11 protein-coding genes are annotated in these 11,512 nt (G+C 60.7%); 7 read left to right on the forward strand and 4 right to left on the reverse strand.

Annotated elements, in window-relative coordinates; genetic code table 11:
• Positions 1 to 97 precede the first annotated feature (97 nt).
• The gene (locus AB5Z05_RS13795; RefSeq protein WP_005335155.1) at positions 98 to 592 is read left to right on the forward strand and encodes a zinc ribbon-containing protein; all 495 of its coding nucleotides are present in this window, start codon (positions 98 to 100) and stop codon (positions 590 to 592) included.
• Between the two features lie 84 nt (positions 593 to 676).
• Here the strand turns inward: AB5Z05_RS13795 and AB5Z05_RS13800 are convergent, their stop codons facing one another.
• From AB5Z05_RS13800 to fldB, 3 genes are all read right to left on the reverse strand, one after another.
• Positions 677 to 2,017, reverse strand: coding sequence for a TldD/PmbA family protein (locus tag AB5Z05_RS13800; RefSeq protein WP_368151921.1), 1,341 nt, complete (start codon positions 2,015 to 2,017; stop codon positions 677 to 679).
• Positions 2,017 to 3,417: a TldD/PmbA family protein gene (locus AB5Z05_RS13805; protein ID WP_368151923.1), complete on the reverse strand. Its 1,401-nt coding sequence runs from the start codon at positions 3,415 to 3,417 to the stop codon at positions 2,017 to 2,019. Before AB5Z05_RS13805 ends, AB5Z05_RS13800 begins: the two co-directional genes overlap by 1 nt.
• Before the next feature lie 202 nt (positions 3,418 to 3,619).
• Positions 3,620 to 4,138, reverse strand: coding sequence for a flavodoxin FldB (fldB, locus tag AB5Z05_RS13810; RefSeq protein WP_005335151.1), 519 nt, complete (start codon positions 4,136 to 4,138; stop codon positions 3,620 to 3,622).
• A 250-nt stretch (positions 4,139 to 4,388) separates the two neighbouring features.
• On the opposite strand from fldB, the gene xerD reads away from it, so the two are divergent.
• Positions 4,389 to 5,288 carry a site-specific tyrosine recombinase XerD gene (gene xerD, locus AB5Z05_RS13815; RefSeq protein ID WP_368151925.1) on the forward strand — a complete coding sequence of 300 codons (900 nt, stop codon included), beginning with the start codon at positions 4,389 to 4,391 and terminating at the stop codon, positions 5,286 to 5,288.
• Positions 5,289 to 5,360: 72 nt separating this feature from the next.
• On the opposite strand, the gene mscL is transcribed toward xerD, so the two are convergent.
• The gene (mscL, locus tag AB5Z05_RS13820) at positions 5,361 to 5,771 is read right to left on the reverse strand and encodes a large-conductance mechanosensitive channel protein MscL (protein WP_047438040.1); all 411 of its coding nucleotides are present in this window, start codon (positions 5,769 to 5,771) and stop codon (positions 5,361 to 5,363) included.
• Between the two features lie 316 nt (positions 5,772 to 6,087).
• Here mscL and AB5Z05_RS13825 point away from each other — a divergent pair, with 316 nt between their 5' ends.
• The 5 genes from AB5Z05_RS13825 to AB5Z05_RS13845 all read left to right on the forward strand — a co-directional run bounded on the left by AB5Z05_RS13825 (position 6,088) and on the right by AB5Z05_RS13845 (position 11,463).
• Entirely contained in the window at positions 6,088 to 6,735 is a 648-nt protein-coding gene (locus AB5Z05_RS13825) for a disulfide isomerase DsbC N-terminal domain-containing protein (protein WP_005335146.1), read from the forward strand.
• Entirely contained in the window at positions 6,701 to 8,431 is a 1,731-nt protein-coding gene (recJ, locus tag AB5Z05_RS13830) for a single-stranded-DNA-specific exonuclease RecJ (RefSeq protein WP_368151926.1), read from the forward strand. Before AB5Z05_RS13825 ends, recJ begins: the two co-directional genes overlap by 35 nt.
• Before the next feature lie 177 nt (positions 8,432 to 8,608).
• Entirely contained in the window at positions 8,609 to 9,790 is a 1,182-nt protein-coding gene (locus tag AB5Z05_RS13835; protein WP_368151928.1) for a MerR family transcriptional regulator, read from the forward strand.
• A 211-nt stretch (positions 9,791 to 10,001) separates the two neighbouring features.
• Entirely contained in the window at positions 10,002 to 10,490 is a 489-nt protein-coding gene (locus AB5Z05_RS13840; protein ID WP_368151930.1) for a hypothetical protein, read from the forward strand.
• Entirely contained in the window at positions 10,423 to 11,463 is a 1,041-nt protein-coding gene (locus AB5Z05_RS13845) for an IS481-like element ISAs19 family transposase (protein ID WP_279460456.1), read from the forward strand. The genes AB5Z05_RS13840 and AB5Z05_RS13845 overlap by 68 nt, the downstream gene beginning before the upstream one ends.
• The last annotated feature ends 49 nt before the right edge of the window (positions 11,464 to 11,512 follow it).

Genomic DNA, 11,512 nt, shown 5'->3' on the forward strand with positions numbered 1-11,512 from the left:
CGCAATAGAATACCCATATCCTGCGGCGGCAACAACCGCCAGCGTCCCTTGGGCCTTAAGCCGGGCCAGATCAGGGTTTAGTAGAGGAGTTAGAGCCATGGACAAACGTCAAAAAGGGTACGAAGCCTTCATTGCCGAGCTGCAAAAACAGTGGCAAGAGACTGAAGAGTTCCAGGGGGAGCGCCTCAACCGGATGATTGCCAAGGTGCAGGCCTATCTGGAGGCTGCCAGCGACCTGACCCAAGACGAACTGGCGCTCATCGCCGAGTACGTGAAGCGGGATCTGGGCAACTATGACGAGGGGCGCCATGACGATAGTGCGCAGGTGGAAGAGTCTGCCTTTATGCTGGCCCTCAAAGACACCGCCTGGTCCTGGCTGGCGGATGTGACCGACCGCGCCCAGGTGGAGTGGCGGGAGCTGGCCGACGAGCTGGAGCACAAGGGCGTCTATGAGGCGGGTGACTGGGTAGGGCTCGGGGTCATGGTGTGCGACCAGTGTGGCTGGCGCCATACCGTGCTGCACCCACAACAGCTCGATACCTGCCCCGAGTGCGGTTGCGCCGAGTATCATCGCGAGCCGCTCTCGCCCTGAGTCATGCCATCAAGGCGGACGAGATAACGAGCAAAAAGGCGCCATCAGGCGCCTTTTTCTTACTTGCAGGTTTCGTCGGGGCGTTTACTTGCCCGCGACGGAGAGGCCGCCAAAACGGATCTGCGGGGCGTAGAAGCCCTTGCCGTCGTTGTGGTGCAGGGTATCCCCGACCGCTTCCAGCTCGCCCAGCAGGCGGTAGAAGTTGCCTGCTACCGTGATGCCGCGCACCGGCTGCAGGCGAACTCCATCGCGACAGAGGACCCCTGACGCGCCAAACGAGAAGTCGCCGCTCACCGCATCGGCACCGGAGTGCAGGCCGTCCAGCTTGACCAGCTCCAGATAGTCGCCGCTCTGCACCTCCGCTTCACAGTGAGGGCCCGCGCCAAACACCAGGTGGCGAGCGGTCACATCGAGGGCGCTGCGGGCACCGCGAGCGGCCGAGCCGTTGCTGGCGACGCCAAAGTGGCGGGCGGTGGCGCTGTTGTGGAGCAGGGTTTTCAGCTCCCCTTCGCCAATCAGCAGCAGATCCGAGCTGGCCGCCCCCTCGCCATCAAACGCCTTGATGTTCATGCCGCCAGGCATATAGATCCGGCTCTCCAGAGTAAGCCAGCGTGACGCCACGCTCTGGCCGACCTTGCTGCGCCAGGGGTTGATCCCCTGCTGGGCCCACTTGCCCGATAGCACGCCCTGAAAGCAGCCAAACAGGCTGGCGAAGCAGTTGGTGCTGAAGATGACGCTGTAGCGACCGCTCGGCACCGCTTCACCGGGCAGCAGACCATCGGCGATGGCGTAGATTTGCTCGATCAGGGCCTGACTATCCAGCTCGTCGAAGCGACGGCCATACTGCCCCTGCGAGTGCATCGACTGGCGGCCATCCCGTTCCACCAGCGCCGAGGTGTAGCAGCCGACGCTGAACTCGCCGTGCTGGCAGAGGGTGCCCTGACTGTTGGCGAGCCAGAGCTGGCTCTCACCTTCGAAGAAGCTGTTGTAGGGAGCGCCGCTCACATCGGGCATGGCCAGCATGTCTGATTCGAGGCGCAGGGCCAGAGCGATCTTCTCCTCAACCGGCGTGGTATCGGGCTGGTTGATCTCGGCGCAATCTGTGGTGATCCGGCTATTGGCCACCGAGATGCGCTGGTCCGGATCCACCTTGGCAAAGCGGCTGGTATCGAGCGCATCCTGCAGCATGGCATCCAGCGCCAGCTCATCGAGGGATTCCGAGTAGGCGATGCCGACCCGACCCTCTTTTATCAGGCGAATACCGAGTTGCTGGCTGCTGGTGACCTTGTATTCCCCCAGCTCGCCCTTGTCTGCCTTGAGGGAGAAGGCCTTCTCCTGATTGGCGATGATGTCTGCCTCGGCGTTGAGGTCGGCCACCTTGTCGAGCAGGCGGGTGAGCAGTTGGTTCATGTCGAGCTGGCTCATCAGGCGTTCCCTCCCACCAGAATATTGTCCACTTTGAGGGCCGGCTGGCCCACCGAGGTGGGGACCGAGCCAGAGACCGAGCCGCACATGCCGGCGGCCAGTGCCAGATTGCGGCCCACCATGGAGATCTCTTTCAGCACCTGCGGGCCGGTACCGATCAGAGTGGCCGACTTGAGCGGCTTGGTGATTTTGCCGTGCTCGATGAGGTAGGCCTCTTGCACATTGAAGTTGAATTCACCGGTGCCGGGCTGTACCGAGCCGCCCCCCATCTTCTTGGCGTAGATGCCGTGCTCTACCGTGGCCAGCATATCGTCGAGGCTGTGGTTGCCCGGTTCGATATAGGTGTTGCGCATGCGCGAGGTGGGGGCGTACTTGTAGGATTCGCGCCGACCCGATCCGGTGCGGGCATAACCGGTCTTGAGAGCGCCCATTCTGTCCACCAGAAAGCCGGTCAGAACGCCGTCCTTGATGAGCTGGGTATGCTGGGTCGCCATCCCCTCGTCATCGACGTTGATGGAGCCCCAGGCGTTGCTCTGTAAGCCTTCATCCACCGCATTGACCACCGGATTGGCGATAAGCTGGCCCATCTTGTCGTGGAATACCGAGGCCTTCTTGGCTACCGAGGTGGTCTCCAGCAGGTGGCCGCACGCTTCGTGGAAGATGACGCCGCCAAAGCCGTTCTCCATGATGACCGGCAGGGTGCCGCTCGGGCAGGGCGCCGCGCCCAGTTTCACCAGTGCCTGACGGGTGGCGGTGAGGGCCAGCTCGCGCGGATCGATGCGATCGGCATGCTCCCACCCCATCAGGGCGCCGGGGGCCTCGTAACCGACGCTCTGCTCGCTTCCTTCCATGGCGATGGTCTGGGCCATGATGCGGTTGTAGTGGCGGCGATCGGCGACTTGCAACCCTTCGCTGTTGAAGATCTCCACCTCCTGCTCCCAGCCCAGCACGTTGCCGGAGAACTGGCTCACCTTTTCGCTCTCGGCGCGGGCCGCCGCATCCATGGCGTGCAGATAGGCGATCTTCTGCTCCAGCAGCTTGTCGGCCGACAGCGGCAGCGCCACCGGGTTGCGATCGCTCAGGCGGGTGAAATCGAAGGCGGTGGCGGTCACCACTGGGTCGCGGCGGTCTTTGGCCGCCAGCAGGGTGACGATGCGCAGCAGCTCGTCGCGGCTGGCCAGATTGGTGTAGCCGTAGAGCACCTTGTGGCCGTAACAGAGGCGCACACCGATGCCGAAATCGAGGCCACCGCTGATGTTCTCTATCTGGCTGGAGAGCAGGCTGAGCTGGCTGCGGCGCTTGCGCTCCACAAACAGCTCGGCAAAATCGGCACCCAGCGCCAGCGCGTGATCGAGCACGTCACGGGCGATGGCGGGGGCCAACAGGGAGAATGGGGTCATAGAATATCCTTTTCTGGTCTGTCCGTTTGCTTCCGACATCCGGATCTGATTGTTATGGGATGTCGAGTCCATTGTTGCAGACCAGCACAAAAAAGTCGCTATAGCGTCATGCGATGATACCGATTGAGAAAATCGGTGCGATAACTGCGCCCGGCGGCCAGGGCCAGGCGCTCAGGATCGTTTTGCCAAAACGTGGGAAAGATCAGAGCAGGGCGTGGATTTCGCTCAGGATCTGCTCGACCCACTGCTCGATGCGCGGATCGGTCTGGTCATATTGGTTGGCATCATCGAGGGCCAGCCCGACGAAGTGACGGCCATCGTCGATCAGTGCCTTGGAGGCATCGAATTCGTACCCTTCGTTGGGCCAGTAGCCCACCAGCTTGACCCCTTTTGGCACCAGCTGATCGTGCAGCATGCCGAGGGCGTCCTGGAACCATTCGCCATAACCGAGCTGATCGCCGAGGCCAAACAGGGCGACGATGCGTCCCTCCAGATGGAGATCGGCGATATCTTCCCAGCGGGACTCCCAGTCCTCCTGCAGTTCGCCAAAATCCCAGGTGGAGATGCCGAGGATCAGGATCTCGTAATCCTCCATCCGGCGCAGGGAGACATCCTTGATATTGTGAATATCCACCAGCTCGGGGCCGATGAGGGCGCGGATCTTCTCGGCAGCCATCTCGGTGTAGCAGGTGGTGGAACCGTAAAACAGACCAATCTTCATCGCTCTTCTCTCTGTTGGCGCTTTCTCGCTTGCTTTTGGCGCGTTCTCGCATGCTCGTGTGGGCTGCGCCATGTTGGCAACACGATGGGTAACGTAAGGGGAGGGCGCCAGTCTAGCAGATTGCCATTCGACCTTCACCGCCCGGCAAGGGGCGTGGCAAACGAGCCTTATCTTTCCAATGAAAGTGCCTTGTCTTTCCAAGGAGTTGGCGCGTTACAATGGGCCATCGATCCCCTGACTGCAGCGCACCATGAGCAAGCCTGACCCACATCCCCTGATTGAACCCTTCCTCGACGCCCTCTGGCTGGAGCGGGGATTGTCTGACAACACGGTCAGCTCCTATCGCAGCGATCTGGAGAAGTTCTCCCTCTGGCTCGACGAGCAGGGGAGCTCGCTGCTGCTGGCGGGGATGGACGAGATCCAGCACTACCTCGCCTGGCGGGTGGGTCACCAGTTTGCGGCCAGCAGCACTGCCCGCTTTCTGTCGGCCCTGCGCCGCTTTTACCAGTATCTCAACCGCGAGAAGCTGCGCAGCGACGATCCGACCGTGCTGCTGGAGGGGCCCAAGCTGCCGAAAAAACTCCCCTCAGATTTAAGCGAAACGGAAGTGGAAGCTCTGCTGAGTGCGCCGCTGGTGGATGACCCGCTGGAGCTGCGGGACAAGGCGATGCTGGAGCTGCTCTACGCTACCGGCTTGCGGGTTTCCGAGCTGGTGGGGCTCACTGCTGAGCATGTCAGTTTGCGTCAGGGCTTGGTGCGCGTAGTGGGCAAGGGCAACAAGGAGCGGTTGGTGCCGATGGGCGAGGAGGCGATGTACTGGCTGGAGCGTTACTACCGGGAGGCCCGCACCCTGCTGCTGGGTGGCACCAGCTCGGATGTGGTGTTTCCCTCCAAGCAGGCCCGTATGATGACCCGCCAGACCTTCTGGCATCGCATCAAGCTCTATGCCCTGCGGGCCGGGATTAACGGCGAGCTATCCCCCCATACCTTACGCCACGCCTTTGCCACCCATCTGCTCAACCACGGCGCCGACCTGCGGGTTGTGCAGATGCTGCTGGGTCACGCGGATCTCTCCACCACCCAGATCTACACCCATGTGGCCAACGAACGGCTCAAGGCGCTGCACGGGGAGCACCACCCCAGAGCTTGAGTGGCTGGCCTCCCAAAAACAAAAAACCGCCAGCAGGCGGTTTTTTTATCTCTACACGACAGGAGATGGCGCTTATTTCCCTTGCTGGGATTTCAGCAGATCACGGATCTCGGTCAGCAGCTCCTGATCCTTGGTCGGGCCTGCCGGGGCGGCGGCTTCCTCTTCCTGCTTCTTCTTCAGGGTGTTGATGGCCTTCAGTCCCATGAAGATGGCGAAGGAGATGATCAGAAAGTCGATGATGGTCTGGATGAACTTGCCATAGGCGATGACCACGGCGGGTGTTGCACCTTCTGCGGCCTTCAGGGTGACCGCCAGGTCGCTGAAGTCCACGCCGCCCAGGATCAGGCCGATGGGCGGCATGATCACGTCACCGACAAAAGAGGAGACAATTTTGCCGAAGGCGGCACCAATGATGATACCGACCGCCATGTCGATGACGTTGCCGCGGGCGGCAAAGGCTTTGAACTCTTGAATCAGACTCATTATTTCCTCCGAAATTAAACAAGATAGCGCGTTGATTACCCTTGCCAAAGGGCGAACTCTTGTCAGGAAAAACAGAGGCTAAGCCGCGTTGTTCCTGTCGTCCTGACTAGCTTGCGGGCGTTATGAGTCCTTGGCAATCGGGGGGAGCCATTTTTTTGGTACAAAGTGATATTAATTTTTTGGTAAGTAGCTGGTTGAATGATGAGCTGTGCTGCTGTAGTTTGCTGGGTCGATTCATTCATACCACGTGAGTAAACAAGTGAAGTATTTACTACTGGGAATGATGCTTTTGTGCACATTTGCTGCCAGAGCGGGGATGGATACCCAAGCCTTGAAACAGACCATCACGGCCCGGCTGGGGGTTCCCGTCTATCTGGTTGAACCGACCCCGATTGCGGGGTTGTATATGCTGGGCACCTCACAGGGGGTGCTCTACAGCGATGCCAAAGGGGATTATGTGGTGCAGGGGGTCATGCTGGATATGACTCGCGACATGAAGAACCTGACCATCTCGGGTATGCGCGAGCAGCGCCGACTTGGGCTGGCGCAGGTGGCTCATGCCCCCATCGTGCTCAAGGCCCGTGATGAGCGTCACCGGGTTGCACTGTTTCTCGGCGAGCAGGATGCCAAACGTCGTCAGCTCTCCGGCACCTTGCAACACCTGCAGGCATCCGGGGTGAGCGTGGCTCTCTATCCGGTGATTGATCACGCCGAACGGGCCGCCGACTGGTGCAGCGATCCCCTGCTGCAAAATGATCCGTTAAAAGCCTATTTGCCTCAAACGGCATGTAGTGAGACCCTTATCCAAAATATTGGCCTGAGCCAATGGTTGGGGGTCAAGGTACTGCCGGCCTGGGTCTCCTCCGACGGGGATCTGGTGCGCGGGTATCAGAGCCCCGAACAGCTGCTCAAGATACTGGATCATATTGATGTCCCTGCAAATCCGTCGTCGTCCGCGAGTTGATGATTCCCATCTGCCTGCCACCCTGCATCCCCTGCTTCGCCAAATCTTCGCCAGCCGTGGCGTAGAGGATCCCGCTCTGCTGGAGCGCAGCGCCAGCCAGTTGCTGCCGCCCCAGCGCCTCTATGGGATGGAGCAGGCGGTGCCGCTGCTGGCGGAGGCTCTGACTGCCCAGAAACGGATCCTTATCGTCGGCGACTTCGACTGCGATGGTGCCACCAGTTCGGCGCTGTGTGTGCTGGCCCTGCGCGCCATGGGCGGTCGCCACATCGATTTTCTGGTGCCCAACCGCTTCGAGTTTGGCTACGGCCTTACCCCCGAAATTGTCGAGCTGGCGGTGGCCCGTGGCGCCGAGTTCCTCATCACGGTGGATAACGGCATCTCCAGCATCGCCGGGGTGGCGGCGGCCAAGGCGGCTGGCATGCAGGTACTGGTTACCGATCACCATTTGCCGGGTCAGGAGCTGCCTGACGCCGATGCCATCGTCAACCCGAACCAGCACGGCTGCGATTTCCCCTCCAAGTCGCTGGCCGGGGTGGGGGTGGCCTTCTACCTGATGGCGGCCCTCAACACCCATCTGCGTCAGCTTGGCTGGTACGAACGGCAAGGGTTGCGCGCCCCCAATGTGGCGGATTACCTCGATCTGGTGGCTCTTGGTACGGTCGCCGATGTGGTGGCGCTCGATGGCAACAACCGCATTCTGGTCCATCAGGGCTTGCAGCGGATCCGGGCTGGGCGCTGTCGCCCCGGCATTCAGGCGCTGGTGGATGTGTCGGGCCGCGATGGTCGCCGCCTCACCGCCGCCGACCTCGGTTTTGCACTGGGGCCACGCCTCAATGCGGTAGGGCGCCTCGATGATATGTCCCTTGGGGTCGCCTGTCTGCTCTGCGATGATCTCAATCTGGCGCGCCAGCTTGCGGCCGAGATGGACAGCCTCAATCAGGAGCGCAAGGAGATTGAGCAGGGGATGCAACAGGAGGCCCTTGCCACCCTGGAGCAGATCCGGTTTCGCGATGGCGAGGTGCCGTCGGGCATAGTGCTGCACCGCAACGAGTGGCATCAGGGGGTGGTGGGGCTGGTGGCCTCCAAGGTGAAGGAGAAGTACTACCGCCCGGTCATTGCCTTTGCCGAGAGCAGCGAGACCGAGCTCAAGGGCTCCGGCCGCTCCATCCCCGGCGTGCACCTGCGCGATGCGCTGGAACTGCTCGATACCCGCCACCCGGGCCTGATGGGCAAGTTTGGTGGCCATGCCATGGCGGCGGGGTTGACCCTGCCCAAGGCCAACATCGAGGCGTTCGGTCGGGCCTTTGAGGCGGTCATCAGCGAGCTGGTGACGCCGGAGCTCTTGACCGGGGTGCTGCTCACCGATGGCGAGTTGTTGCCGGATGAGCTCAACCTCGAGCTGGCGGAGCTGATTCGCGCCTCCGGCCCCTGGGGTCAGGCCTTCCCCGAGCCACTGTTTGACGGCGAATTCGTGCTGGTGCAGCAGCGGCTGGTGGGGGAGAAGCACCTCAAGATGATGCTGACAACCGATTCCGGTCACGCGGTGGATGCCATCGCCTTTGGCGTCGATCTCAAGCGCTGGCCCGATGCCTCGGTCAAGCGGGTGCGGCTTGTCTACCGGCTTGACGTCAACGAGTGGCGCGGCAACCGCAGTGTGCAACTGCTGGTGGAGCATCTGGAGGCAGCCGGTCTCTGAGCCGGTAGCATAGTTGCTCTATCGCCGCTTTATCACAGATAGCGCTGACAACGGCCACCCTCGGGTGGCCGTTTTTGTTGGTAGATCTCTGGAAAAGGGCGTTGACCTGTCTATAGCTTTACAGTTTAAGCTCGTCTCTATCGGGTCACCTGAGGGCCCGCACTCTGAGTGATTGCCATGAAAATATCCGAACTGGCCCGCCGCTGCGGCCTCGCCCGCTCCACCCTGCTCTATTACGAGAAGCTGGGGGTGATTGCCGGTACCCGGGCCGCCAACGGCTATCGCCACTATGACGAGGGGGATCTGCAGCGACTGCAAATGGTGCAGGCCCTGCAGGCAGGTGGTCTCAGCCTCAAGCAGTGCCTCGCCTGTCTGGCTGGCGAGATAGATCAAGCGTCATTGCAGGCCCGGGTCAGGGAGCTCGATGAGGAGCTGGCGCGGATGCAGCGCGCCCGGGATCTGTTGGCGGATCTTGCAGGGCTGCGCCCGCGCTCCGGTGAGGAATTCAAGGCCTGGCAGCTGCAACTGCAGCGCGAGGCACCGGAGGCCTACTTCGCGTGGGTGATGAAACAGGGTTTTAGCGAGAAAGATCGCTACCACTTGCAATGGTTGAGCAAAGACATGAATGAACATGAGCGTTACATCAAGGACTTTATCCAGCTGCTGGATGGCATGAGTTACTGGGGGCCGGGGGATCGCGCCTTCACCCAGCAGCAGTTTGCCGCCTTGCCCATCCGGCCGCGCCGGATCCTCGACATGGGCTGCGGGCGCGGTGCCTCGACCATGGCGCTGGCTCAGGTGACCGATACCGCCATTGTGGCCATCGATCTGGAAGAGGATGCATTGGCCGCCGTGGCGCACTCCGCCCGTGCAGCGGGCTTTGAGCATGTCTCCACCCTCTGTGCCAACATGGCGGCACTGCCGGACGATTTGGCACCGGCCGACCTCATCTGGGCAGAGGGGAGCGCTTACGTGATGGGGGTTGCCAATGCACTGAAGGCGTGGCGTCCGCTGCTTTCAAGCCCGCAGGCTTGCATCGTGCTCAGTGATGCGGTCTGGCTGACCGATAACCCGCCCGAGGAGGCATTGGCATTCTGGCAGCAGGATTATCCCGCCATGCAGACGCTGGCGGGCCTGCTTGAGACGGTACAAGCGGCAGGCTACCGCTGCCTGTCACACACACCCTTGCCGATGAGCGCCTGGAACAACTATCTGGACCCTATCGAGGTCAATCTGGTGCGCTATCGAGACGAGCTGGGGGAGAGTGCCGCCTGGCAGGACTTGAGCCGGGAAGTGGCCATCCACCGCCAATATCTTGGCAGTTACGGCTATGTGATCTGCTGCCTGCAGGCGATGTGAAGAGGATGGCTATTGCCATTGAGGGTGAGCCAGTGATCGGACGGGGGAGCAGATGCTCCCCCATTTGTTTTAGTTTTTAAATGCCAAGTTCAGTGATAATTGAGTGTTTAGTGCTGATTTGCATGATTAGGTGAATATCAAAATCCAATAAAGCGATGGCTTGTGATATATTTATCCCCGCATTCCTGTCATCCCTGAAGGAGCTCGATCCTTGCCTCTTGCCAGTCGCTTACCCCCAAGCCGCATACAGTACGGTGCAATGGCCTTTGCCATCGCCTGCATTCTGTGGCTCGCTGCTTTTGCCGCAGCTGGGCTGAGCGCCGTTTCGCAGGGGCCATCTGCCGGGGCGATGGCGGGGATGGCACTGCAAGACCCGCTCAACCAACGTCTGGTCGACACGGTCGGTTTGCTGCCGGGCAACCAGTGGCGCCACGAGGTCGAGCAGGGGCGGCGGTTGGCGAAGGAGCGGGACGGCCATCTCTACCAGATGCTGCTGGCCTGGTTCCAGCACGACATCCTCGGCCTGTATGGAGATGGTATTCACCTGACAGTTGCCCACAAAAGGGAGTGGTCATACGGCTTCAAACCGGATAACAAAACGGTACCCCTACCGTGTTATCTGGAGTCACCGTATGACCACCAACGAGAAAGTAGCACGTCGCAAACTCAGCCTGCTAGAGCTCGCCAAAGAGCTCAATAACGTCAGTAAAGCCTGCAAGCTCATTGGCTACAGCCGCCAGCAGTTCTACGAAATTCGCCGTAATTACCAGACCTATGGCGCCGAGGGCTTGCTCGACAAATTGCCGGGCTGTAAAGGGGCTCATCCCAATCGGGTTGCGCCCGAGATTGAACAGGCCATCCTCGATTACTCCCTCACCAGACCAACTCAAGGCCCGCTGCGGGTCGCGCAAGAACTGGCTCTGCAAGGCATCAATGTCAGTGCGGGCGGTGTGCGTGGCGTGTGGCAACGGCACGACTTGCTCTCTAAACACGACCGCTTGCTGCGCCTTGAGAAAACTCACCGTGAGCAGACCATTGAGCTCAATGACGAGCAAATTCGCCTGTTAGAACGATTCAGTCCCGAGTTCCGAGAACGCCAGATTGAGGTTCATTACACCGGAGAACTGGTGGCGGTCGACACCTTCTTCGTCGGCGCGCTCAAGGGGGTTGGCAAGGTGTATCTACAAACCGTGCTGGACTGCTACAGTCGCCACGCCTGGGGACGGCTCTACACCAGCAAGCTGCCGGTGACCTCGGTTCATGTGCTCAATGAAACGGTGCTGCCGTTTTTCGAGGCCCACGAGGCGCGGGTCTATACCATCCTGTCGGACAACGGGCGCGAGTTCTGTGGGCGCCCAGACCACCATCCCTACGAGCTGTTCCTGCAACTGGAGGGGATTGAGCACCGAACCACCAAGGTGCGCAGGCCGCAGAGCAACGGCTTTATCGAGCGGCTGCATCGAACCTTGCTGGATGAACACTTCCGCATCAAGGGGAGGACGACCTGGTATGAGTCGGTAGAGCAGATGCAGACAGACCTGGATAGCTATCTGGTGCACTACAACACCCAGCGGCCACATCAGGGCAGGATGATGGAGGGTCAAACCCCCTACAGCATGTTCAAGAAGGGTCTGAAATTGATACCGAAGGAAGTGCGCTCTAAAGTAGCGTAAACAAGACACCGGTTTGAGGCCGGTGTCAGGTGATAACTAGATCTGTACA

This window comes from Aeromonas sp. R2-4 (assembly GCF_040908365.1).
In the GTDB taxonomy this organism is placed as follows: domain Bacteria; phylum Pseudomonadota; class Gammaproteobacteria; order Enterobacterales; family Aeromonadaceae; genus Aeromonas; species Aeromonas veronii.

Coding starts and splice junctions, on each gene's coding strand:
- AB5Z05_RS13795 (WP_005335155.1), top strand. CDS start 98: ATGGACAAACGTCAAAAAGGGTACGAAGCCTTCATTGCCGAGCTGCAA.
- AB5Z05_RS13800 (WP_368151921.1), bottom strand. CDS start 2,017: ATGAGCCAGCTCGACATGAACCAACTGCTCACCCGCCTGCTCGACAAG.
- AB5Z05_RS13805 (WP_368151923.1), bottom strand. CDS start 3,417: ATGACCCCATTCTCCCTGTTGGCCCCCGCCATCGCCCGTGACGTGCTC.
- fldB (WP_005335151.1), bottom strand. CDS start 4,138: ATGAAGATTGGTCTGTTTTACGGTTCCACCACCTGCTACACCGAGATG.
- xerD (WP_368151925.1), top strand. CDS start 4,389: ATGAGCAAGCCTGACCCACATCCCCTGATTGAACCCTTCCTCGACGCC.
- mscL (WP_047438040.1), bottom strand. CDS start 5,771: ATGAGTCTGATTCAAGAGTTCAAAGCCTTTGCCGCCCGCGGCAACGTC.
- AB5Z05_RS13825 (WP_005335146.1), top strand. CDS start 6,088: ATGGATACCCAAGCCTTGAAACAGACCATCACGGCCCGGCTGGGGGTT.
- recJ (WP_368151926.1), top strand. CDS start 6,701: ATGTCCCTGCAAATCCGTCGTCGTCCGCGAGTTGATGATTCCCATCTG.
- AB5Z05_RS13835 (WP_368151928.1), top strand. CDS start 8,609: ATGAAAATATCCGAACTGGCCCGCCGCTGCGGCCTCGCCCGCTCCACC.
- AB5Z05_RS13845 (WP_279460456.1), top strand. CDS start 10,423: ATGACCACCAACGAGAAAGTAGCACGTCGCAAACTCAGCCTGCTAGAG.